A 21,575-nucleotide genomic window follows, 5' to 3' on the forward strand; every position below is an offset into this window, starting at 1 on the left:
CGCGGACCATGCGCGGCAGGGCGTGGGCTGTAAAGGGCTCAGCGCCGCCCGGGGAAGACACCGAGCGCAATCCCCGCCGCCTCGAGCGCTGCGCGGGTGGCGCGGGCGATGCCCACGGCCTCGGCGGTGTCCCCATGAAGGCATATCGTGTCGATCGGCGTGGGGATCCTCGCGCCGCTGGCGGTGATAATCGCGCCGGCCTGAACCATCTCGACCATGCGCGCGCCGGCCTCCTCGGGATCGTGGATCACGGCGCCGGGCAGGCGACGATCCACCAGCGTTGCGTCGTCGTTATAGGCCCGGTCAGCAAAGATCTCGGCTGCCCAGCGGCAGCCCAGCGCCTGCGCAGCCTCTTGCTGGGCCGTGGCGGCGAGCACCATGATGATCACGTCTGGATCCACCGAGAGCGCGCCTTCGTAGCAAGCTTGCGCCATGGCCGCATCCTCGGACGCCATATTGGCAAGCGCGCCGTGGAGCTTCACGTGGCGCACGGTGCCGCCCACGCTCGCGGCCATGCCGCGCGCCGCGCCCACCTGATAGGCCACGAGGTTGCGCAGGCTGTCATGGGGCATCTGCATGCGCCGCCGCCCGAACCCCTGCAGATCCGGGAAGCCCGGATGGGCGCCGATCCCGACCCCGCGTTCGGTGGCCAGCGCCATGGTCCCGGCCATCACATCCCAGTCGCCCGCATGGGCGCCGCAGGCGATATTGGCGGAGGTGATTGTCTCGAGCAGGGCGGCATCCTCGCCCATGGGCCAGGGGCCGAACCCCTCCCCCATATCCGCGTTGAGATCGACGGTCTGGGTCATGATACCTCCCCGGCGGTGACGCCACTGATGAGTTGGTAGGATAAAAGATCGGCCATCTGCGCCGGATCCCGCAGGATCGGGCGGAGGCTGCGGGGCAGATCACGCAGGCGGGCGGCCTCGGCGCGCTCGATGGCGACGGCTTCGGCCCGGGTGATCAGGCTCAGGCGCAGGGGGGCTCCGGGCGGGGCCTGCATCGCGCGAGGCAGATCGGCGGGGATCACGGTGGCGATCCGGGGATAGCCGCCCGTGGTCTGGGATTCGACGCCAAGGATATAGGGCGCGCCCTCGCCGGTGACCTGGATGTCGCCGGGCACGACGATCTCCGACAGGGCCGTGAGCCCACCCTGGGCGAAAAAGCCCGGGCCCGCGTGGTCGAGCCGGACACCCATGCGGTTGCCGCGCATGTCCCGGGTAAAGGCGGTCCGGGACAGGCGGGCGAGGTCTTCCTCCGCAAAGCGATCCGACTGAAAACTGCGCACGATCCGCAAGCTGCCCCCCGCGAACCGGTCCGGATCCGGCAGTTTCAGCCCGGTCTCGCCACCCGGGTCCACGCCAAGCGGCAAGGCATCGCCCGCCGCACAGAGCCGCCCGAGCCCCGCCACCAGATGGGTCGCGCGGGAGCCGAGGCGTCGCGGGCTGTCGATCCCGCCGCCCAGATGGAGATAGCCATAGACCCCGCTCTGCGCGGCCCCGATGCGCAGCTCCGCCCCGGTAGGCACCCGGTGGCTCGCATGCCAGAGGAGCGGGACACCGTCGAGCGTGGCCTGCATCGGCGCGCCGGTCAGAGCGATGCGGCAATCCTGGGTCGCACGAAACCGCCCGCCGCGCCCGGCCATCTCGAGCGCCGCGCCACTGGGGGCCTGCCCCAGCAGGACCGCCCCCTCGATCAGCGCCCGCGGATCCGCAGCCCCACCGGGGGAGAGGCCCTGCCCCACATAGCCGCGCCAGCCCGCATCCTGCACGCTGAGCCCCGGCCCGGCCTCAAGGATCTCAAGTCGCGCGCTCATGAGAGCGGCTCGCTTGTCGCGCCACCAAGCCCGCTCGGATCAGCTTCGCATTGGTCCAGATATGTCGCCTCGTCCACAGCCGGAAAGGTCACCTCATCGCCCGGGCGCAGGGCAAAGGGCGCCTCCGCCTCAGGCCGGTAGCCGCGAAACGCCGTCTGGCCCACATGGCGCCAGCCCGTGGGGGCCGACGTCGCAAAGAGTACGAATTGCCGGATCGCAAGGACCAGCGCGCCTTCGGGGACCTTTGGCGTCAGGCCCGTCTGGCGCGGCAGGTCCCACGCCTCGGGCAGCGTGCCGAGATAGGGCTGGCCCGGGGCGAAGCCCAGGGTCAGGACGCGGACGCGGGTGGTGCTGAGTTGTGCGATCGCGTCCGGCAGCGAAAGGCCTGCCCGCTCCGCCGCCTCGGCCAGCTGGGGCGCCCGCGCGCCGCCAAAGACGCAAGGGATCCGCCAGAGCTTGCGCCCCTCGGGCGGGGCCGCGCCATACCAGTCCCGCGCCCCGAGCAGCCCCGCGAGCCGCGCCTCCAGCGCTTCGGGATCGGTGGTGACGGGGTCAAACCGCACGAAACAGGAGGCCAGCGTGCTGGAAGTCTCGGCAACCTCGGCCCAGCGCTCCGCCTCAAGGCTCGCACGAAAGGCCAACGCCGCGCGGTTCGCGCGGTCCGTCAGGCTGTCGCCGAAGCTGACCAGCAACCCGGTGACCCCCACGGGCCGGATCTGCGGCCAGGGGCTCATACGCTCCGCTCCAACAGGGTTTTTGCCGCGGTCAGGATGCTCTCGCGGCTGGGCAGGGTCGCGCCATAGGCGCGTCCGGTGGCAATGAAGCTGTCCGTGGCGGTCTCGCGGGCGATCCGTGCATCACTGCGCTCAGCAAAAAGCGTCATGAGCGCCTCGGCCTGCCCGCCGGTGCGGCGGCACTCATCGACGATCAGGACATGGGCGCAGCCTTGGGTCGCCGCCAGAAGCGCCTCTTCGGGCAGCGGAGCGAGCCAGCGCAGATCGATGATCCGGGGGCTGATCCCGGCGGCCTCAAGCTCCGGGCGGGCCTGTTGCGACAGGTAATGCCCATTGCCATAGGTCACGATGGCCAGATCCCGCCCGGTCCCGGTCACGCCGATTTCGCCCAGGGGGATCCGCTCGGCCGGGTCGGGATAGGGACGCATCCAGCCGCCATCGCCGGGCGCGTGGAGATCCCGCATGGGGTAGAGCGCGATGGGCTCGAGGAAGACCACAACGCGCTGCTCCTCCCGCGCGAGACGCACGCATTCGCGCAGCATCCGCGCCGCGTCATCGCCCGCCGACGGACAGGCGATGATGAGGCCCGGGATGTCGCGCAGCACGGCGAGGGAGTTGTCATTGTGGAAATGCCCGCCGAACCCTTTCTGGTAGCCGAGCCCGGCGATGCGCAGCACCATTGGATTGGTGAACTGACCACGGCTGAAGAAGGGCAAGGTCGCCGCCTCGCCGCGGAGCTGGTCCTCGGCATTGTGGAGATAGGCGAGAAACTGGATCTCGGGGATCGGCGTGAAGCCGGTCTGACCCAGCCCGATGGCCAGCCCGAGGATCGATTGCTCATCGAGCAGCGTGTCGATCACCCGGTCCGGCCCGAACCGCGCCTGCAGCTTCTGCGTGACGCCATAGACCCCGCCCTTGCGGCCCACATCCTCGCCCATCACCAAGGTCTCGGGATGGGCCAGCATCAGATCCGTGAGCGCCCAGTTGATCAGGCGCGACATGGGCTGCGGGGCGTCTAGTGTCTTGAGGTCGCCTCCGAAGCGGCGCGCGCGCGCCTCCGCGCTCGGGGTGGCGCGCGGCGGCGTATCCCGGCGCGGCGGGATGAGCGTGGTCGCGACCTCCGCCGCGTCCTGAAGGCTCGGTTCCTGCGCCACCTCCCGGCTCAGTGCCGCGACCTCCGTATTGATCTGGTCATAGCGCGCCAACGCCTCCCCCGGGCTGAGCGCCCCCATGTCCCGCAGGAGCCGCACCGAATGCAGCAGCGGGTCCTGCGCCTCCTCGGCCTCGACCTGAGCTTGCGGCAGGTAGCTCGTGGGCAAATCCGCCCCTGCATGGCCGTAGAGCCGGACCATAGTCAGATGCAGGACGGCCGGCTTCCGCGTGCGCCGGACCCAGTCCGCCGCCTCGGCCGCCACAGCGGCGGTCTCGCACAGATCCAGCCCATTGGCGGAGAAATACTTCAGACCGGGCCGGGCCGCGAGGCTCGCGGCAATCCAGCCCTTGGGCGTGGGGGTCGAAATCCCGATCCCATTGTCTTCGCACACAAAAAGGAGAGGCAGCGGCACCGATTGGATCGCCGCCCATCCGGCGGTGTTGAGCGCGCCTTGGGCCGTGGAATGGTTCACCGAAGCGTCCCCGAAGGAACACATCGCAATCCCGGTGTCGGCCACTAGCGGCCAGGCGGGCGGGCGCCGCCGCGAGAGCCCGATGCCATAGGCCGCCCCCACGGCCTTGGGCAGGTGGCTCGCAATGGTCGAGGTCTGGGGCGGGATCATCAGCGCCTTGGAGCCCAGCACCTTGTGCCGCCCACCACTGATCGGATCGGCTGCCGCACAGGCAAAGCTCAAGAGCATGTCCCGCGCGATCTCAGCCCGCGGCTTGCCCGCCTGCAGTCCCCGGGCGGTCTGAAACGCGCCATCACGATAGTGGAGAAAGGCGATGTCATCGGAGCGCAGGGCCTGGGCCACTGCGGCCATCCCTTCATGCCCGGAGGAGCCGATCGTATAGAACCCCTGCCCGGCCTTCTGCATCGCCCGGCTCGTGCGGTCGAGCGCGCGGCTCAGGAGCTGCGCCTCAAAGAGCGCGCGCGCAGTCTCAGCGTCCAGCCCCGCCGGGCCCGCGCCGGCGGGCAAATCCTCCGCCGCCACACGGCGACGGAAATTCTCATCTACGATCTCTGCCCGGTCCATGGCGTGGCCTGCTCCGCGCGCTGGCGCGGCCTCTCTCCTGCCGGGCTAGACTGCCTGCCTCTGCGGGCAAGTGCAATTGCCGTTCAGAGCGCGCCTTTGGCCAAACGCTCCGAGAGGACATCGCGCAGGTCGATCATCTCCTTGCGGTGGATCGAGACATAGACGAAGCCGAGATTGGAACGCGGCTCGATCATATCGCCGGGAAAGGGCAGATAAGTGAGCTCGCGCGACCCGAAGGAGGGCGAGGCCGTGCCCACCTGCCACTCGGTCGTCAGTTGCACATCCACCAGCTTGAGCGGCGCGCCCCCGTCGCGATCCGGGATCTCGCGGGGAATGCCGTTCAGGGTGAGATAGGCCGCCTTGTCCTGGGCTGCCTGAAAGCTGCTGATGAACTCGGTCGCGAGCGCCTGAATGTCTTCTTCGGGGCGGTCCTCATGGGGATGGCTGTGCAGGTGTCGCGCGGGGCGCGCGTTGTGATCGCCCCGCACATGGTCGTGATCGTGATGGTGGTGGTTATGCCCGTGGCTGTGATCATGTGGCATTGGACCACCGCTTTCCTTCGAACTCGCCCGCCGGGATGGTGACAGGCTTGTCGATATGGCGCTTGTGCTTGCCCAGCGTGCCCGCCGAGACCATGGCCCCCAATACATCGACGATCACCCGCGTGCCCATCAGGGCCGTGATGTCGGAGGTGTCATAGGGCGGGCTGACCTCCACGAGCTCCATGCCGCAGATACCTTCGGCGGCCACCTTGGAGGCCAGCGCCAGCGCCTCTCGCGGCAGGAAGCCGCCGGGCTCGGGCCAGCCGGTGCCGGGCACGAAACCGCAATCGATGCTGTCGATATCGAAGGACATATAGACCATGTCCACCCCGTCCCAAGCCATCTCAAGCGCCATCTCGGCGGTCTTGTCGACGCCCATCCGCTCCATATCGGACATGGTAATGATGTTGGTCTCACGCTCCCGGGCGACCTTCACCGCCTCGCGTGGCACCTGCCAGCCGCCAATGCCCACCTGCACGAGGTTCTTGGCCGGAACATTGGGCATGTTGGTCGCGTGGAACCACGGGGTGGTGTGCATCCGCTCGTCAAGATCCTTCTCCTGGATATCCGCGTGGCGATCGAAATGGACGATCCCGATCTTCTTGGAGGTGCAATCCGCAATGCCCCGCACGCAGGGAAAGCCGATGGAGTGGTCCCCGCCGATCATGATCGGCAGCGAACCCGACGAGGCCACATGGCTTACCGCCCGGGTGATCTGATCGAAGGACTTCTCGAGATTGGCCGGGATCGTGAACACATCCCCCGCATCGCAAAGCGTCATCTGCTCGCGCAGATCCACGCCCAGCTCGTAGTTATAGGGCGTGTAAAGCGCCGAGATCTTGCGCACGCCCTGGGGCCCGAACCGGGTGCCGGGGCGATAGGTGGTGCCACCGTCAAAGGGAATGCCCAGAACGGTGGCATCGTAATGCTGCACCTCCGAGACATCCTCCGCATAGGGCGCCTTGAGGAAGGTGTTGATGCCCGCGTAATGGGGCAGCTCGCCCCGGGCAAAGGTCGGGATCGACTTGTCCTCGATGCTGTCGGCCCCGGTCAGCCCCATCTTAAGCGCCCAGCGCCGCTCCTCATCCCAACGCCCCTCGGGCAGATCCGCCTCGGCCTTCATCGCCTTCCAGCCCTGAAGCTTGCTCAGATCCGGGTGGTGAAAGCGCCGCGCGTCATGGCGCTGATCCGCCGGGTGGTGAGAGCGCGTCCGCGCCTCATGTGCGATGAACATGGGATCCTCCGTCCTCGGTGTCCGAGATGTCTTGAAGTCGTGGTTAGGTCGTCAGGTCCGCAGCGCCCGGGTCGGACGGCGCGGGGGTGGGTGGGTGGGCCGTGACGTCCGGGCCGGGCGCTGCGGACATGGGCCCGGACTGAAACGGGATGCCGCCATCGCGGGCATCGAAATCATAGGTGATCGTGGCGCCGAACGCCTCCGGGTCGTGGGGGTCCCAGCGGGGCTTGTCAAAAACCCAGACCCGATCGCCGAGCTTGAACCCCTCTTCCAGATCATGGGTCACCATGAAGACAGTCATATTGGTCTCGGCGCGCAACTCCATCAGGAAGGCATGCATCTGCAGTCGTGTGCCCGGATCAAGCGCCCCGAAAGGCTCGTCGAGCAAGAGGATCCGGGGCCGTGCCGCCAGGGCCTGCCCGATGGCCAGCCGCTGCTGCATCCCACCCGACAGGGTCGCGGGATAGTTCTGCGCCACATGGGCCAGCCCGATCCGCTCCAGCGCCGCATCCGCGCGCGCCCCGGCGGCCCGCTTTGCCCCGGGCGACAGGATCCCGAAAAGGTTCGCCCCCAGCCCCTCCGCCGCGATCAGGTTCTCCCGCACGGTCATATGCGGGAAGACCGAATAGCGTTGAAACACGATCCCCCGGCTCTGGGTCGGCTCCCCGGCCAGGGGCTCGCCATCCACATAGATCTCGCCCCGGGTCGGCTGCTCCTGATCGAGCAGCAAGCGCAGGAAGGTCGATTTTCCGCACCCCGACGCTCCGACAATCGAGATGAACTCCCCCTCCTCGGCGGAGATATTGATCCGCTCCAGAATGGGCCGCTGGCCATAACTCTGAAACAGGTTCTCGGCGCGCACGAAACTCAAAGGCCCGCCTCCATCCAGGGGTAAAGCCGCCGCGACAGGGCCTTCAGCGCATAATCGATCGCAAAGGCCAGAAAGGTGATCCAGACCACATAGACGAGGATCACATCCATCGCCAGAAAGCGCCGCACGAGGAAGATCCGGTAGCCGAGCCCATCCTCCGACGCAATCGCCTCCGCCGCGATCAGGAAGAGCCAGGCGGGCCCGAGCGACAGGCGCACAGCCTGAATGAGGCGCGGCATGATCTGCGGCAGAGCCACGCGGATTGCGATGGCCAGGGACGAGGCCCCCAGCGTCTGCGCCTTGATGATCTGCTCGCTCGGCAGCTCCAGCGTCCGCGCGGACATGTCCCGAATGAGGAACGGCGTGATTCCGATCACGATCAGTGCGACCTTGCTGACCTCGCCGAGGCCAAAGACAATGAAGAGGATCGGCAGGATCGCGAGCGGCGGCACCATGGAGATCACGGCCACAAACCCCGCAAAAGTCGCCCGCATATAAGGGAGCAGCCCGATGGCCAGCCCCACTGCCAAACCGATCAGCGAGGCGATCCCGACGCCAAGCCCCAGCCGGGTCAGGCTCGACCAGGTATCCTTCCAAAAGAGGATCTCGCCCGTGCGCCGACTGCCCTCGCTCACCAACCGCTCCGCCGTCGCGCTCAAGGTCGAGAGCGCCGGCAAAAGCTTGTCCTGCGGGTTCACCGCCAGCCGCGCATCCGAGCCCATCTTGTAGGCCAGAAGGATGCCCAGAAACGGCAGCAGCAGCAAAAACAGCGCCAGCACCCGCCCGGGTTTTCGATTGATCAGCCGCATGGGACCTCCTCGCCGGGGCCCGACCGGGCGCGCGCGGCACCCGGTCAGGGGACGGTCTGCTTAGAGCGCGCCGTCTGCAGCCATCTGCATATAGGTCGTGTCAAAGCGGAACTGGACATTGCCCGCGTCCCCGGTGGTCGAGCCATCGGGATAGGCGACACCGACGAAATCCGCGCTCGGCGCGCCCTCGCCCAGAATGCCCTTGTCAAAGAGGAATTCCGCGACATTGACCATGGTCGTGGGCAGTTCCGCGCTGGAGGTGAAGGTCACCGCCTCGGCGGGGGTGTAGAACATCTCGGTGGAGGCCAGCTGCGCCTTGTAGCCCGCCAGATCCGTGCCCGAGGCCTCGGCCATGGCGGTCAGCGCGGCCTCATCGCCAGACGCCATCAGCCCCATCACCTCGTACCATGCGCCCACCAGCGCCTTGCCGAAATCCGGGTTCGCTTCGAGCGTGTCTGTATTCACCACCATCAGGTCGATGATCTCGCCGGGGATGTCCGAGCTGTCAAAGAGCTTGGTGGCACCGGGCTCCTCCAGAATGGTCGAGACGAGCGGGTTCCAGGTCACGACGGCCTCCACATCATCCGTGGCAAAGGCCGCGATCATATCCGCGTCCGAGGTGTTGATCACGCCGTCCAGATCCGCCTCGCTCAGCCCGACAGAGTCCAGCCCCCGCGCCAGCAGGTAGTGGCTGACCGACAGCTCCACGAGGTTCACCGGCTTGCCCGCCAGATCCGCAAGACCGCCCTCGCCCTTGAGGATCACCGCGTCATTGCCGTTGGAGTAATCCCCGACGATCAGCGCCGTGGTGTCGACCCCGCCCCCGGACGGAATGGACAGCGTGTCCATATTGGTGGCCGACACCCCGTCAAAGGCGCCTGCCGTATACTGGTTGATCGACTCCACATAGTCGTTGATCTGCACGATCTCGACATCGATGCCATATTTCTCGGCCCATTTGTCCATGATGCCCGAGTCCTCAAGATAGCCCCATGGCATCCAGCCCACATAGATCGACCAGGCGACCCGGAACTCGGATTTCTCCATCGCGGCGGCCGGCGCGGCGAGGGCCAGACCCAGTGCGGTGGTCAAAAGCGCTGTCTTGAGCGTGACTGTCTTGAGCATCGAAATTCCCCATTCTGTGTTCTGTCCAATGGAAAATCGGTCCGCTGACAGAACTAGAGATGAGGCGCGGGCGAACCGACGCAGTAATCTCCCGGGATTTTGGCCCGCCGTGTACCCTTGCGGAATTTGCCGCCTGGGCGGTGCTTCTCGGACCAGCCTTCGCGCCCATGCGCAAAGCGGAACCCTAAGCCCCCTGCGCCTCAAAGCCTAGGAAGCACGGATCGATGCGCAAACTGTCGAGCGCGAGAATTCCGCACGCTCAGGGTGACCGCCTATTTTCTGGGCAGAAAATGAGCCAGGTTGTCGCTTTTCGAGGCGCCCTCGGGAGGCCTTTGACCCGGTCGAGACCGGCTCCCTGTGATCACACCCGTTTAGGTTGAGCGGCCCTATCGCAGGCAGAAATCAAGGAATAGTTTCTTAAATTCATATCGATATGGCGTAAAGCTCACGTGAAACGCGAGATCAAGCATCCTCACGCGGCACCGGTCCAAGGGACGCGCGGCTCATGATCTCCGTCTGAAGCCGCACAGGCGCTCCGGCGGTGGCCCCGCCGAGCAGATCGCTGAGGACCTGCGCCGCCTCCTTCCCCATTTGCCGGTGCGGCACATGCACCGTGGTGAGCGCCGGGGTCACGATCCCGGCGATCTCAATATCGTCGAACCCGGTGATCGAGATATCGCCAGGCACCGAGAGGCCCATGCTCTGGGCCTGCCCCATCGCACCGACGGCCAAAACGTCATTGCCGCACATCACTGCTGTCGGGCGCGGTTTTTGCCCCAACAGGTCTTCCATGGCCGCAGCCCCATTCTCGATGGAATAAGGCGTCTCGATCAGGGTGATCTCATCGGGACAGAGCCCGACCTCCCGCGCCGCGTCCCAGACGCCCGAGACCCGGTCCCGCGCCCGGTCATTCGGCGCGAGCGGCGCGGTGATGATCGCCACGTCGCGATGGCCAAGCTCGAACACCTGCCGTGCGAGGGCCCGCATGGCCTCGCGATTGTCGAAACCGATCGCCGGATGCTGCGCAGTTTCATCAAACGCCCAGGCAATGACATAGGGGACGGACCGCTGATCCAGCAGCTCGTACACGCTCGCCGCCCGCTCGAACCCGATGAGCAACAGCGCATCGGCCCCCCGGGCCAGAAGCGTGCGGATCTGCTCCCGCTCAAGCTCCGGCTGATAGGAGGAACTGGCCACAAGCAGCGTCAGGCCATGGCGGGCCAGTTCTTCCTGAAAGGCCTGCAAACCACGGGCAAAGATCGCGTTTTCCATAGTCGGGATGATCGCGCCAATGGTGTTGGTGCGTTTGGCCGCCAAGGCGCGCGCGCCGAAATTGGGCGCGTAGCCCAGCTTTTCGACCACGGCCAGCACCCGTTCGCGCGTGTCCTTGACCACCCGTTCCGGCATGTTCAGGCAGCGCGACACGGTGGCCGTGGAGACCCCTGCGGCCTGGGCCACATCCTGCAACGTCGGTGCATCGCTGCCGGCCTTGCGCGCCGGGGGCTTCTGCCCTTGGCCTTCCGTCATAATCCTCCCAACCGAGCCGATGCTGCCCCCTCTCCTGGCAGCCGCATCGGTCGTCCCGCCACAGTACAGGCAGAGCACCGTTTGGCAAAGATCCTTGTCCAACGCAAAATGTAAGCGCTTGCTTGCCCGTATGTAAGCGCTTACATTGAACCCGAATCGAAGCGCTGGGAGGACGGGTCGATGACTTTAATCGTCGCAATCATTTTGTTCGGGCTCTACGTGGGCAACGTCGTACTCGGCGCCACGACGGGCGCGCCGATCCTCAATGACGTGCAGGAAATGGTGCTGCTCTTTGCAGCGGCCATCGCCTTCACCGCTGCGATCCTGCAGCGCGAAGCTGCCGACAAAGACAGACAAGACAAAAATCCATAAGGGAGGAAGACCATGGATCGTGAGATGAAAGAGATCGCCTCGGTTGAGCGCAGAAACTTTCTGAAACTGGCCAGCACGGGTGGATTCACGGCGGCAGTTGTGGCCGGTGCCGGGGGGCTTTTGTGGTCCGACGCGGCGGTTGCCCAGACTGCCCGCGAAGAGCGCGAGCGTGAGGCCGCAGCGGATCACACCATGACGCTGGCCACCGCCTATGTGCTCGGCGCGTCGCGCAGCTATCCGATCATGCAGCTCGACCTGAAGGAAAACATCCAGAACGCCACCAATGGCAAGGTCTATGTCAAGCTTGCCCCCGGTGGTCAGCTCGGCGCGGGCGGTGCCCTGGTGCAAGCGGTTCAGGGCGGCACGATCCAGTGCGCGCAGCACTCCCTGTCGAACTTCGCGCCCTATGCGAGCGCGGCGGACCTGATCAACATGCCCTATTTCTGTGGCTCCAACCAGAAGTTCACCAACCTCGTGAGCTCGGACGCCTGGAAGACCGAAGTGCACCCGAAGATCGAGGCCGCAGGCTTCAAGGCGCTGTTCTATGTGGTGATCGATCCGCGCGTCATCGCTATGCGCGCCGGTGGATCCGGTCCGGTCCTGACGCCGGGCGATCTGGACGGGGTGAAGTTCCGCGTGCCGGGCTCAGCCATGCTGCAGCAGTATTACCGTCTCGTGGGCGCCAACCCGACCCCGGTGGCCTGGGGTGAGACGCCGTCGGCGATCAAACAGGGCGTGGCCGATGCGCTCGATCCGTCCGTGGGCGCGCTCTATGTCTTCGGCTTCGCCGATATCCTGAGCCATGTGACCTTCACCCAAGCGGTGCCGGACAGCCAGGTCTTCTCGATGAACCTCGAATGGTTCAACTCCCTGCCCGCCGATGTGCAGGAAGGTATCGAGTTTGCCGGCGAGATGACCACGCATCAGAACCTCGCCAAGGTGCCCTCGGCCCGGGCCTATGCCATGTCCGAGCTGACCAAGGCAGGCGTGCAATTCCACTCACTGAACGACGACCAGCTGGCCGAATGGCAGGAAGCGGGCGGCTACCAGCGGTCCGAATGGGACGAGTTCAAGGTCGAGCTTGCAGGGTCCATGGACACCTTCAACAAGCTCGCCGAGGCCGCAGAGACACGAGGAAAGTACTACGTCCACGACGCATAACTGACGCCAGACCAAACGGGATCGGCGCGCCGCGCGCCGGTCCCTCACAACCGTTTCAATAAAAGCGCGGACCAGCCCGAACGCGGGCAGGCCCTATTGGGGTCGGGGAGGGACTCATGCAAAACATCTTGAAAGCGATAGACAAGAACGGGGAGAGATGGGCCCTGCTTTTGTTCTACGTGATGCTCGTCGCCACCATGTTCATCGAGGTGTTGCGGCGTGAAATCATGTCCTACTCCTCGATCTGGGGAGAAGAGATTGTCCGCTATTCGTTTATTTATCTCGCCTGGATCGGCTGCGCGGCAGCGGTCAAGGAACGCGGCCATATCCGCATCGACGTGATCATGCAGTATGCGGGCCGCACGGTGAAAACCCTGCTCTATATCTTCGGCGACCTGGTGATGTTCGTGGTGGCGATCATCGCGCTCTACTGGTCCTTCGAGACGGTGCTCGTCTCGGCCAAGTTCGGCTCCGTGACCCCGGGCCTTCGGATCAGCCAGGTCTGGTTCCTGATGGCGGTGCCCATCGGCTTTGCCCTCGTCATTTTCCGCCTCGTGCAGTCTTTGCGGCGCGATGTAAGCGACCTTCGTGCGGGACGTCCCGTCTACGAAGGCGACAAGCTGTTCGACTGAGGGGACCGGATAGATGCTTTGGCAACAAATGGAACAAACCGTGGTTCTCGGCTGGGATTTCTATGGCCCTGTGATCATGTTCGTCGTCCTTGTGGCACTGGCCGTTCCGGTCTGGGCTGCAATCGGCGCCTCCGCGATCCTCATGCTGGTCTGGTCGGGCGCCCTGCCCCTCAGCCTTGTGGGCGAACGCCTCTTTTCCGGGATCGACGCCTTCGCGCTGACGGCCGTCCCGCTCTTCATTCTGACCGGGGACGCGCTGGTGCGGACAGGTCTGTCGCGAAAATTCCTCGACGTGGCGGAGGCGCTGACGCAATTCGCCAAGGGCGGGTTCGGCTCGGCCACGGTGCTGGTCTGCGGGATGTTCGCGGCGATCTCGGGCTCTGACGCGGCGGGCGCTGCGGCGGTGGGCCGGATGACCATCGACCGTCTGGTCGAGAGCGGCTACCCCCGCCCCTATGCCTGTGCCCTTGTGGCCGCGGGCGCCTGTACCGGGATCCTGATCCCGCCTTCGATCGCCTATATCATCATCGGCCTCGTGCTGGGGATATCGGCCTCCACCCTGTTCCTCGCAGCCGTGATCCCGGGTCTGGCGATCCTCGTCTCGATCCTCGTGACCAACATCATCATGAACCGGCTCAACGGCTGGGAAGGTGGCGGCAACATCAGCGCCGGCGAGTATTTCTCGCGCCTCGGCAAGGCCCTGAAATCCGGCTGGTACGCCTTCATCGTGCCCGGCATCATCTTCTACGGGATCTTCTCGGGGCGTCTGACGCCGACCGAAGCGGGCGCCACCGCTGTCGTGGTGACCATCCTGATGGGCTTCATCCTCGGCACCCTGAAGCTGAGCGATTTCCCGGCCATGCTGGTCAGCTCCGCCAAGGTGAACGGGGTCATCCTCCCGATCATCGCCTTCTCCGTGCCGCTGGCCGAAGCGCTCGCGATCATCGGGGTGCCGCAAGGCTTCGTCGCAGTGGCCACGGGCCTGAGCGAAGAGCCCTGGGTGCTGATCCTGCTGATGGTGGGGATCCTCGTGGCCGCGGGCTGCGTGATGGAGACCACGCCGAACATCGTGATCCTCGCACCGATCCTTCTGCCCCTCGCCGAAGAGATCGGGATGAACGAGATCCAGTTCTGTATCATGATGATCACCGCGCTGGGTGTCGGGTTCATCACACCACCTCTGGGACTGAACCTCTTCGTGGTCTCGGGCATAACGGGAGAGTCGATCCTGAAAATCGCTTATCGCGCAATCCCGTTTGTGTTCTTTATGCTCATCGTGACGCTGATGATTGCCTATATCCCGGCGATTTCGACAGCGCTCCTTCCAGATATCTTCAAGTAGGACTGATCCATGCCGAGAGAATATCTCAAAAAAGCAACCCTCACCCCCAAGAGCGATGCCTCTGACACGCAGGAAATCGTGCGTGGCATTCTCGACGAGATCGAGGCCGGAGGGGATGACGCCGCCCTCGCCTATGCCAAGAAGTTCGACAATTACGAGGGATCGATCATCCTGAGCCAGGCGGAGATCGACGCGGCGATCGCCGAGGTGCCGGAGAAGCTGAAGCAGGACATTCAGTTCGCCCATGCCAATGTCAAGAAATTCGCCGAGGCCCAGCGCGATACGGTGGCGAATTTCGAGATCGAGGTGGTGCCGGGCCTGATCGCCGGACAAAAGGCGATCCCGGTGGCGGCGGCGGGCTGCTATGTGCCCGGCGGGCGCTACAGCCATATCGCCAGCGCGATCATGACGGTGACCACCGCCAAGGTGGCGGGCTGCAACCACATCGTGGCCTGCTCTCCACCCCGCCCCGGTGTGGGGATCGCACCTGCGATCATCTATGCGGCGCATATCTGCGGCGCGGACACGATCCTCGCCATGGGCGGTGTGCAGGGGGTTGCGGCGATGACCTTCGGCCTTTTCGGGCTGCCCAAGGCCAACATCCTCGTCGGTCCGGGCAACCAGTTCGTGGCCGAGGCCAAGCGGATGCTCTTTGGCCGGGTCGGGATCGACATGATCGCCGGGCCAACCGACAGCCTGATCCTCGCCGATGCCTCCGCGGATCCGATGGTGGTGGCCGCCGATCTCGTGGGTCAGGCCGAGCATGGCTATAACTCGCCGGTCTGGCTCGTCACCGACAATCGCCCCCTCGCCGAGGAGGTCATGCGCCTTGTGCCCGACCTCATCGCCGATCTGCCGGAGGTGAACCGCGACAACGCGACCGCCGCCTGGCGCGACTATGCAGAGGTCATCCTCTGCGCCGACCGCGAAGAGATGGCCGCGACCTCCGACGATTATGCGCCCGAGCACCTGACAGTGCAGGCGGAGGATCTGGATTGGTGGCTCGACCGTCTGTCCTGCTACGGCTCGCTCTTCCTCGGCGAAGAGACGACCGTGGCCTTTGGCGACAAGGCCTCGGGCACCAACCACGTGCTGCCGACCTCGGGGGCCGCGAATTACACCGGGGGTCTGTCGGTCCATAAATACATGAAGATCGTCACCTGGCAGCGCTCGACCCGCGAAGGCGCCAAGCCCGTGGCTGAGGCCACCGCGCGGATCGCCCGTCTTGAAGGGATGGAGGGTCATGCGCGTACGGCCGATATCCGCCTCAAGAAATACTTCCCGGATCAGACCTTCGATCTGACGGCCAATGGCTGACGGGACCCCCGCCTCCCTGCTCGACCTAACCGGTCGGGTGGCCTGCGTGACCGGCGCGAGCTCCGGGCTCGGTCGGCGCGCGGCCAGTATTCTCGCGGCTGCGGGCGCCTCGGTGGTGGGTGTGGCCCGCCGGGCCGAGGCGCTGGCCGCATGGGAGGCCGAGACAGAAGGCCAGACCGCAAGCGTGGTCTGGGATGTGGCGGACCGCGAGACGCTGCCTGACATGGTCGAGGCGATCGCCGCGCCCTTCGGTGCGCCGGATATCCTCGTGCTGGCCGCAGGGATCAACAATCGCGAGCGGGCCGATGCAGTCACCGCCGCAGGCTGGGACCAGACAATCGCGCTGAACCTCACGGCGCCCTTCTTTCTGGCCCAGGCGCTGGTGCCGGCCATGTCCGAAAAGGGCTGGGGCCGGATCGTGAATTTCGCCTCGCTCCAAACGACCCGGGCCTTTCCGGGCGGCGTTGCCTATGGGGCAACGAAGGGCGGCATCGCCCAGCTCACCCGCGCCATGGCCGAGGCCTGGTCGGCGCAAGGGATCAACGCCAATGCCATCGGGCCGGGCTTTTTCCGCACCGAGCTGACCGCACCGGTCTTTGACAATCCCGCCCTGGCGCAGGAGCTTGCAGACAAGACCTGCATCGGGCGCAATGGAACGCCTGAGGATATAGACGGCCCGCTTCTGTTCCTGTGTTCCGACGCGTCGGCCTATGTCACAGGGCAGGTGTTGATGGTGGATGGGGGGTTCACGGCCAAATGAAGGCACTTGTTTACACCGGGGTTGAAGAGCTCGAGTTTCGCGACGTCGCGGATCCGACGCCCGCCGATGACCATCACCTTATCCGCATCGACAGTGTCGGGATCTGCGGGTCGGACATGCATGCCTATCTCGGGCATGATGAGCGTCGACCCGCGCCGCTGATCCTCGGCCATGAAGGTGCGGGCAAGATCGTCGGCGGGCCCCGCGACGGCGAGCGGGTCACGATCAACCCGCTGGTGAGCGACCCCACGAGCGCGGCGAGCCTCTCGGGGCGCGAGAACCTCTGCCCTTCGCGGCAGATCATCTCCATGCCACCGCGCGAAGGGGCCTTTGCCCAATACGTGCCCATGCTGGGGCGTAATCTGGTGACCGTACCGGACCATGTGAGCTTCGATCAGGCGGCCCTGGCCGAGCCCATGGCCGTCAGCTGGCACTCCGCGCGCCTTGGCATGGCCGCACTGCACGAGGCCGATCCGCGCAAGGCGCTGGTGATCGGGGGCGGTGCCATCGGGCTGGCCGCGGCCCTCGCGCTCAAGGCCATGGGCTGCGAAGAGGTGATCGTGGCCGAGCCCAATGCGGCCCGGCGCAGCTATCTCGAACTGCATTGCGACATGGAAACCGTGGCCGCCGCCGCGGAGCCTGCTCCGCTGGTGGTGGATGCGGTAGGCTATGCGGCCACGCGCAAGCTCGCCTCCGCCCTCGCGACGCCGGGCGGGGTCATCGTGCATATCGGGCTGGGTGAGGATGATGGCGGGCTCGATATCCGCCGCATGACCCTGCAGGAGATCACCTTCATCGGGACCTATACCTACACCGCCCAAGACTTTCGGGACACCTGCGCGGCCATGTTCGATGGCCGTCTGGGCGCGCTCGACTGGACAGAGACCCGCCCCCTTTCCGAGGGGGCTGCGGCCTTTGCCGATATCCGCGCGGGCCGCGTGCCCGCACCCAAGATCATACTCAAGCCGTAAAGAAAGACAGGAGACTTAGATGTCTGAAATCCCGCACCTTCTGGTCCACGAGCAAGCCGACAATGTCGGCGTCGTGGTGGTCGAGGGGCTGACCGCAGGCACGGATATGCTGTGCTGCATCACCCATGACAACTCGACCTTCCGCCTGACCGCGAAGCACGATGTGCCGATCGGCCACAAGGTCGCGCTCACCGACCTCAAGGCCGGCGACACGGCCATGAAATACGGCGAGGACATCGGCAAGATCATCGCCGATGTCGGCCAGGGCGAGCATCTGCACACCCACAACTGCAAAACGAAACGCTGGTAAGGAGCCACTGGAATGGCATCGAAATACTCCAATCTGACGATCAAGGGTTACCGGCGTGAAAACGGCCGGGTCGGCGTGCGCAACCACGTGATCATCCTGCCGGTCGACGATATCTCGAACGCGGCCTGCGAGGCTGTGGCGAACAACGTCAAGGGCACCATGGCGATCCCGCACGCCTATGGACGCCTGCAATTCGGCGAAGACCTCGAGACGCATTTCCGCACCATCATCGGCACCGGCGCCAACCCGAACGTCCACTCGGTCGTGGTGATCGGGATCGAGCCCGGCTGGACCAAGCGCATCGCCGATGGCATCCGCGAAACCGGCAAGGAAGTGGCCGAGTTCTCCATCGAGCAGAAGGGTGACTTCGAGACGATCCGCGCGGCCTCCTGGGCGGCGAAGGATTTCGTCCACAAGGCCACCGAGATGCAGCGCGAGGAATGCTCGATCAACGAGCTCTGGGTCTCCACAAAATGCGGCGAGAGCGACACGACCACCGGTCTCGGCTCCTGCCCCACGGTCGGCAACATGTATGACAAGCTCCTGCCCGAAGGGATCACCGGCTTTTTCGGCGAGACCTCCGAGATCACCGGCGCCGAGCATATCTGCCAGAAGCGTGCGATCAACGAAGAGGTCGGCGAGCGCTGGTACAAGATGTGGAAGGCGTATCAGGATGACGTGATCTTCGCGCATCAGACCGATGACCTTTCCGACAGCCAGCCCACCAAGGGCAATATCGAAGGCGGTCTGACCACCATCGAAGAGAAGGCCCTCGGCAATCTCGAGAAGATCGGCCGGACCTCGCAGTTCATCGACATTCTGGAGCCCGCAGAAGCGCCGAAATCCGGCAATGGCCTCTACTTCATGGACAGCTCCTCGGCGGCGGCGGAATGCGTCACGCTGATGGCGGCGGGCGGTGCGGTGATCCACACCTTCCCCACCGGACAGGGCAATGTGGTCGGCAACCCGATCGTCCCGGTGATCAAGATCACCGCCAATCCGCGCACCGTTCGGACCATGAACGAGCATGTGGATGTGGACGTCTCGGGCATCCTGCGCCGGGAGATGACCATCGACGAGGCGGGCGACGCGCTGATCGAAATGATCTGCCGCACGGCCAACGGTCGCAATACCGCCGCGGAGGCTCTCGGACACCGGGAATTCTCCATGACAAAGCTGTATCGGAGCGCTTAAAGATCAGGCGGGCGCGCGACTCATTTCGCGCGCCCGTTGGTTTTCTCGACGCCTGCCAGACAGGCGTCCCTACTTCCTGACAAGGACTCCGATGTCAGCTACAGAGACACTCTCGCTCGAGGCCGCGCGCGACCTTATGTTCCGGGCCTTTGCGGCCAATGGTGTCCCGGAAATCGCCGCGCGCAGCACTGCAAACGCCCTCGTCGCCGCTGAGGCCGAGGGCCAGGTTGGCCACGGGTTTTCCCGGCTCGAAGACTATGTGGCCCAGGCCCGCACCGGCAAGATCCAGGCCGAGGCGGAAATCACCGTGACCCGCCCTGCCCCGACGACACTCCTGGTGGATGCGGGCTTCGGGTTTGCCTACCCGGCCATGGCCCGCGCCCTGAGCGAAGGGATTGAGGTCGCACAGGAATTCGGCACCGCAGCCCTCGCGATCACGAACTCGCACCATTGTGGCGCGCTCTCGGTGCAGGTGGACCGGGCCGCGCGCGCCGGGCTCGTGGCGATGATGGTCGTCAATGCCCCCGCTGCGATTGCCCCCTGGGGCGCCAAGACGCCGCTTTACGGCACGAACCCCATCGCCTTTGCCACCCCCCGCGCCGGGGCGGATCCGCTGGTGATCGACCTGTCTTTGTCGGTCGTGGCCCGGGGCAAGGTCATGAATGCCAAGAAGGCCGGCAAGCCGATCCCCGAGGGCTGGGCCCTCGATGTGGAGGGCAATCCGACCACCGATCCCGAGGCCGCCCTTGCGGGCACCATGGTGCCTATCGGCGATGCCAAGGGCACGGCACTTGCGCTCATGGTCGAGATCCTCTCCGCCGTCATGACCGGCGCAACGCTCAGCGCCAATGCGGGCTCCTTTTTCACCGCCGATGGTCCGCGCCCCGGCGTCGGGCAGTTCATCACCCTCTATCGTCCGCCGGAAGGGGCTGAGGCCTTTACCGCCCGCCTGGAAACCCTGCTCGGCCATATCGAAGAGATGGACGGCGCGCGCCTGCCCGGCACCCGGCGTCTGGCGGCGATTGCCGCTGCGGAGGCCGAGGGCATCGCCGTCCCGCTGCACTATGTGGAAGGCGCCCGTCGCCTCGCCGGAGGTGCAGCATGACCCTCGAAGGCGGACAACCCGGCGCCAATGGCTGGGGCGCGCGCGCCATGGCCTTTGCCAATCTTCACGGGCCGGGCATCATGCTGGCCGTTCTGATCGCCCTGGCCAGCCGCTTCGTGGCGGAGCATTACGGTGCCCCGGCCATGCTCATGGCGCTGCTCTTCGGGATCGCGCTGAACTTCCTGTCCGAGACCGGACGGGCCGTGCCGGGCATCAATTTCGCCGCCCGCACCATCTTGCGCGCGGGTGTCGCCCTGTTGGGTCTGCAGATCAGCTTTTCCATGCTGGGCGATCTCGGCCTGCCCATCGTGGCGGCGGTGCTCGGCAGCGTCGTGGCCACCATCGCCTTCGGCATGCTGGTCTCGCGCTTTTTCGGCTTCCGCTATCGCTTTGCCTTCCTGTCGGCGGGCTCCGTGGCGATCTGCGGGGCCTCGGCTGCGCTGGCCATCGCGGCAGTGCTGCCCAAGGATGAACGCTCCGAGGACCGGCTGGTCTTTACGGTCGTGGGGGTCACGGTCCTCTCGACGCTGGCGATGATCCTCTACCCGATCCTCGTGCAGATGATGGGCATGGATGACAAGACCGCGGGCATCTTCCTTGGTGCGACGATCCATGACGTGGCCCAGGTGGTGGGCGCAGGCTTCTCGATCTCCGACACGGCGGGCGAAAACGCGACAATGGTCAAGCTCCTGCGCGTCGCCCTTCTGGCCCCCGTCGTCCTGACCGCGGCCATCGTGCTGCGCCGGATGGGCCAGTCCCCGGACGAGCCGGGCAAGGCCAGCAGCATCCTGCCAAGCTTTCTCATTGTCTTCGTGGTGCTCTGCACCCTCTCCTCCTTCTCGCTGATCCCGGCACCGGTGATCGAGATCTCGGGGGAAGCCTCGCGCTGGATGCTGCTTTCGGCCATCGGCGCCGTGGGGCTGAAGACCCGGCCCGCAGATATCGTCAATGTCGGCCTGCCCGCCGTCTGGCTTCTGCTGGCTGAAACCCTCTTTCTCGCAGGTCTGATCCTGCTCACCCTGACCTGGCTGGGACCCTGATCCCGGCGGGTCCCGTTCCGCGCCAGCAAAGGAGACCCCATGTACAGCAAGATCCTCGTCCCGGTCGAACTCGACCATGAAGACCTGATCCCACAAAAACTGGCGCAAGCCCGGGGCATGCTCTCGCCCGGCGGCGAAATCTTGGTGCTAACGGTGCTTGAAAGCGTCCCCGGCTATGTGTCAGAATTCGTCACACACAAGCCGCCTAACCACCTGACTGCCGAGGTGGAAGGCAAACTCAAAGCGCTTATCGGAGAGGCCGACGACGTGGCAATCCATGTTGGCACGGGGAAACCCGGCGTAGAAATCCCGCAATTCGCCGAAGATCATGGCTGTTCACTGATTATTGTGGGTAGCCATCGCCCCGGTATTCGTGATTATTTTTTAGGCAGCACCGCCGCACGAACGGTGCGCCGTGCAGCATGTTCGGTGATGGTGGTCAGACCAGACCCCGCATGACCGAAACAGGCTGACAACCGACAGGAATTCTCGAGTATCGAGATGATCAAGGGGCGCACTCAATA

General features: G+C 65.4%; 22 protein-coding genes and 1 riboswitch. Of the genes, 12 read left to right on the forward strand and 10 right to left on the reverse strand.

Going from position 1 to position 21,575, the window contains the following annotated elements:
* Positions 1–38: 38 nt before the first annotated feature.
* From ACP153_RS09450 to ACP153_RS09495, 10 genes are all read right to left on the reverse strand, one after another.
* A complete protein-coding gene (locus ACP153_RS09450; RefSeq protein WP_424970723.1) occupies positions 39–809 on the reverse strand; it encodes a LamB/YcsF family protein in 771 nt (256 codons plus the stop codon).
* On the reverse strand, positions 806–1,816 hold the full coding sequence (locus tag ACP153_RS09455) for a biotin-dependent carboxyltransferase family protein (protein ID WP_424970724.1): 1,011 nt from the start codon (positions 1,814–1,816) through the stop codon (positions 806–808). The genes ACP153_RS09450 and ACP153_RS09455 overlap by 4 nt, the downstream gene beginning before the upstream one ends.
* Positions 1,813–2,550 carry a 5-oxoprolinase subunit B family protein gene (locus ACP153_RS09460; RefSeq protein WP_424970725.1) on the reverse strand — a complete coding sequence of 246 codons (738 nt, stop codon included), beginning with the start codon at positions 2,548–2,550 and terminating at the stop codon, positions 1,813–1,815. Before ACP153_RS09460 ends, ACP153_RS09455 begins: the two co-directional genes overlap by 4 nt.
* Positions 2,547–4,739 carry a thiamine pyrophosphate-dependent enzyme gene (locus ACP153_RS09465; protein WP_424970726.1) on the reverse strand — a complete coding sequence of 731 codons (2,193 nt, stop codon included), beginning with the start codon at positions 4,737–4,739 and terminating at the stop codon, positions 2,547–2,549. The genes ACP153_RS09460 and ACP153_RS09465 overlap by 4 nt, the downstream gene beginning before the upstream one ends.
* A gap of 83 nt (positions 4,740–4,822) precedes the next feature.
* Positions 4,823–5,281: a hypothetical protein gene (locus tag ACP153_RS09470; RefSeq protein ID WP_424970727.1), complete on the reverse strand. Its 459-nt coding sequence runs from the start codon at positions 5,279–5,281 to the stop codon at positions 4,823–4,825.
* Positions 5,271–6,515 (reverse strand): agmatinase family protein, encoded by a 1,245-nt coding sequence (locus ACP153_RS09475; protein ID WP_424970728.1) that lies wholly within the window; start codon positions 6,513–6,515, stop codon positions 5,271–5,273. The genes ACP153_RS09470 and ACP153_RS09475 overlap by 11 nt, the downstream gene beginning before the upstream one ends.
* Positions 6,516–6,558: 43 nt before the next feature.
* The gene (locus ACP153_RS09480; protein WP_424970778.1) at positions 6,559–7,377 is read right to left on the reverse strand and encodes an ATP-binding cassette domain-containing protein; all 819 of its coding nucleotides are present in this window, start codon (positions 7,375–7,377) and stop codon (positions 6,559–6,561) included.
* A 5-nt stretch (positions 7,378–7,382) separates the two neighbouring features.
* Entirely contained in the window at positions 7,383–8,195 is an 813-nt protein-coding gene (locus ACP153_RS09485) for an ABC transporter permease (protein ID WP_424970729.1), read from the reverse strand.
* Positions 8,196–8,255: 60 nt separating this feature from the next.
* The gene (locus ACP153_RS09490; protein WP_424970730.1) at positions 8,256–9,320 is read right to left on the reverse strand and encodes a putative urea ABC transporter substrate-binding protein; all 1,065 of its coding nucleotides are present in this window, start codon (positions 9,318–9,320) and stop codon (positions 8,256–8,258) included.
* An 86-nt stretch (positions 9,321–9,406) separates the two neighbouring features.
* Positions 9,407–9,519: riboswitch (guanidine-I (ykkC/yxkD leader) on the reverse strand.
* 263 nt (positions 9,520–9,782) lie between these two features.
* Positions 9,783–10,847, reverse strand: a complete 1,065-nt coding sequence (locus ACP153_RS09495) for a LacI family DNA-binding transcriptional regulator (RefSeq protein WP_424970731.1) — start codon at positions 10,845–10,847, stop codon at positions 9,783–9,785.
* A gap of 180 nt (positions 10,848–11,027) precedes the next feature.
* Between ACP153_RS09495 and ACP153_RS09500 the strand changes: the two genes are divergently transcribed.
* The 12 genes from ACP153_RS09500 to ACP153_RS09555 all read left to right on the forward strand — a co-directional run bounded on the left by ACP153_RS09500 (position 11,028) and on the right by ACP153_RS09555 (position 21,510).
* On the forward strand, positions 11,028–11,219 hold the full coding sequence (locus ACP153_RS09500; protein ID WP_424970732.1) for a hypothetical protein: 192 nt from the start codon (positions 11,028–11,030) through the stop codon (positions 11,217–11,219).
* Between the two features lie 12 nt (positions 11,220–11,231).
* Positions 11,232–12,380: a TRAP transporter substrate-binding protein gene (locus ACP153_RS09505; RefSeq protein ID WP_424970733.1), complete on the forward strand. Its 1,149-nt coding sequence runs from the start codon at positions 11,232–11,234 to the stop codon at positions 12,378–12,380.
* Positions 12,381–12,496: 116 nt separating this feature from the next.
* Complete coding sequence (locus tag ACP153_RS09510) at positions 12,497–13,012, forward strand: TRAP transporter small permease (RefSeq protein ID WP_424970734.1); 516 nt, start codon at positions 12,497–12,499, stop codon at positions 13,010–13,012.
* 13 nt (positions 13,013–13,025) lie between these two features.
* Positions 13,026–14,354 carry a TRAP transporter large permease gene (locus tag ACP153_RS09515; RefSeq protein ID WP_424970735.1) on the forward strand — a complete coding sequence of 443 codons (1,329 nt, stop codon included), beginning with the start codon at positions 13,026–13,028 and terminating at the stop codon, positions 14,352–14,354.
* Between the two features lie 9 nt (positions 14,355–14,363).
* Positions 14,364–15,671 (forward strand): histidinol dehydrogenase, encoded by a 1,308-nt coding sequence (gene hisD, locus ACP153_RS09520; RefSeq protein WP_424970736.1) that lies wholly within the window; start codon positions 14,364–14,366, stop codon positions 15,669–15,671.
* Positions 15,664–16,431, forward strand: coding sequence for an SDR family NAD(P)-dependent oxidoreductase (locus ACP153_RS09525; protein ID WP_424970737.1), 768 nt, complete (start codon positions 15,664–15,666; stop codon positions 16,429–16,431). The genes hisD and ACP153_RS09525 overlap by 8 nt, the downstream gene beginning before the upstream one ends.
* Complete coding sequence (locus tag ACP153_RS09530) at positions 16,428–17,402, forward strand: alcohol dehydrogenase catalytic domain-containing protein (protein WP_424970738.1); 975 nt, start codon at positions 16,428–16,430, stop codon at positions 17,400–17,402. Before ACP153_RS09525 ends, ACP153_RS09530 begins: the two co-directional genes overlap by 4 nt.
* 19 nt (positions 17,403–17,421) lie before the next feature.
* Positions 17,422–17,712: a UxaA family hydrolase gene (locus ACP153_RS09535; RefSeq protein WP_424970739.1), complete on the forward strand. Its 291-nt coding sequence runs from the start codon at positions 17,422–17,424 to the stop codon at positions 17,710–17,712.
* 12 nt (positions 17,713–17,724) lie between these two features.
* Entirely contained in the window at positions 17,725–18,906 is a 1,182-nt protein-coding gene (locus tag ACP153_RS09540; protein ID WP_424970740.1) for a UxaA family hydrolase, read from the forward strand.
* 91 nt (positions 18,907–18,997) lie between these two features.
* Positions 18,998–20,011 (forward strand): Ldh family oxidoreductase, encoded by a 1,014-nt coding sequence (locus tag ACP153_RS09545; protein WP_424970741.1) that lies wholly within the window; start codon positions 18,998–19,000, stop codon positions 20,009–20,011.
* Complete coding sequence (locus tag ACP153_RS09550; RefSeq protein ID WP_424970742.1) at positions 20,008–21,051, forward strand: YeiH family protein; 1,044 nt, start codon at positions 20,008–20,010, stop codon at positions 21,049–21,051. The genes ACP153_RS09545 and ACP153_RS09550 overlap by 4 nt, the downstream gene beginning before the upstream one ends.
* Positions 21,052–21,090: 39 nt before the next feature.
* Positions 21,091–21,510: a universal stress protein gene (locus tag ACP153_RS09555; protein ID WP_424970743.1), complete on the forward strand. Its 420-nt coding sequence runs from the start codon at positions 21,091–21,093 to the stop codon at positions 21,508–21,510.
* Positions 21,511–21,575: the final 65 nt, after the last annotated feature.

Source organism: Dinoroseobacter sp. S76 (genome assembly GCF_049801095.1).
Taxonomy (GTDB): Bacteria; Pseudomonadota; Alphaproteobacteria; order Rhodobacterales; family Rhodobacteraceae; genus Dinoroseobacter.

What these genes read in the sequence shown, in the direction of transcription:
- ACP153_RS09550 (WP_424970742.1), top strand. Translation starts at nt 20,008, where the DNA reads ATGACCCTCGAAGGCGGACAACCCGGCGCCAATGGCTGGGGCGCGCGC.
- ACP153_RS09475 (WP_424970728.1), bottom strand. Translation starts at nt 6,515, where the DNA reads ATGTTCATCGCACATGAGGCGCGGACGCGCTCTCACCACCCGGCGGAT.
- ACP153_RS09465 (WP_424970726.1), bottom strand. Translation starts at nt 4,739, where the DNA reads ATGGACCGGGCAGAGATCGTAGATGAGAATTTCCGTCGCCGTGTGGCG.
- ACP153_RS09455 (WP_424970724.1), bottom strand. Translation starts at nt 1,816, where the DNA reads ATGAGCGCGCGACTTGAGATCCTTGAGGCCGGGCCGGGGCTCAGCGTG.
- ACP153_RS09530 (WP_424970738.1), top strand. Translation starts at nt 16,428, where the DNA reads ATGAAGGCACTTGTTTACACCGGGGTTGAAGAGCTCGAGTTTCGCGAC.
- ACP153_RS09540 (WP_424970740.1), top strand. Translation starts at nt 17,725, where the DNA reads ATGGCATCGAAATACTCCAATCTGACGATCAAGGGTTACCGGCGTGAA.
- ACP153_RS09470 (WP_424970727.1), bottom strand. Translation starts at nt 5,281, where the DNA reads ATGCCACATGATCACAGCCACGGGCATAACCACCACCATCACGATCAC.
- ACP153_RS09450 (WP_424970723.1), bottom strand. Translation starts at nt 809, where the DNA reads ATGACCCAGACCGTCGATCTCAACGCGGATATGGGGGAGGGGTTCGGC.
- ACP153_RS09555 (WP_424970743.1), top strand. Translation starts at nt 21,091, where the DNA reads ATGTACAGCAAGATCCTCGTCCCGGTCGAACTCGACCATGAAGACCTG.
- ACP153_RS09495 (WP_424970731.1), bottom strand. Translation starts at nt 10,847, where the DNA reads ATGACGGAAGGCCAAGGGCAGAAGCCCCCGGCGCGCAAGGCCGGCAGC.
- ACP153_RS09460 (WP_424970725.1), bottom strand. Translation starts at nt 2,550, where the DNA reads ATGAGCCCCTGGCCGCAGATCCGGCCCGTGGGGGTCACCGGGTTGCTG.
- ACP153_RS09485 (WP_424970729.1), bottom strand. Translation starts at nt 8,195, where the DNA reads ATGCGGCTGATCAATCGAAAACCCGGGCGGGTGCTGGCGCTGTTTTTG.
- ACP153_RS09500 (WP_424970732.1), top strand. Translation starts at nt 11,028, where the DNA reads ATGACTTTAATCGTCGCAATCATTTTGTTCGGGCTCTACGTGGGCAAC.
- ACP153_RS09525 (WP_424970737.1), top strand. Translation starts at nt 15,664, where the DNA reads ATGGCTGACGGGACCCCCGCCTCCCTGCTCGACCTAACCGGTCGGGTG.
- hisD (WP_424970736.1), top strand. Translation starts at nt 14,364, where the DNA reads ATGCCGAGAGAATATCTCAAAAAAGCAACCCTCACCCCCAAGAGCGAT.
- ACP153_RS09505 (WP_424970733.1), top strand. Translation starts at nt 11,232, where the DNA reads ATGGATCGTGAGATGAAAGAGATCGCCTCGGTTGAGCGCAGAAACTTT.
- ACP153_RS09510 (WP_424970734.1), top strand. Translation starts at nt 12,497, where the DNA reads ATGCAAAACATCTTGAAAGCGATAGACAAGAACGGGGAGAGATGGGCC.
- ACP153_RS09535 (WP_424970739.1), top strand. Translation starts at nt 17,422, where the DNA reads ATGTCTGAAATCCCGCACCTTCTGGTCCACGAGCAAGCCGACAATGTC.
- ACP153_RS09490 (WP_424970730.1), bottom strand. Translation starts at nt 9,320, where the DNA reads ATGCTCAAGACAGTCACGCTCAAGACAGCGCTTTTGACCACCGCACTG.
- ACP153_RS09515 (WP_424970735.1), top strand. Translation starts at nt 13,026, where the DNA reads ATGCTTTGGCAACAAATGGAACAAACCGTGGTTCTCGGCTGGGATTTC.
- ACP153_RS09545 (WP_424970741.1), top strand. Translation starts at nt 18,998, where the DNA reads ATGTCAGCTACAGAGACACTCTCGCTCGAGGCCGCGCGCGACCTTATG.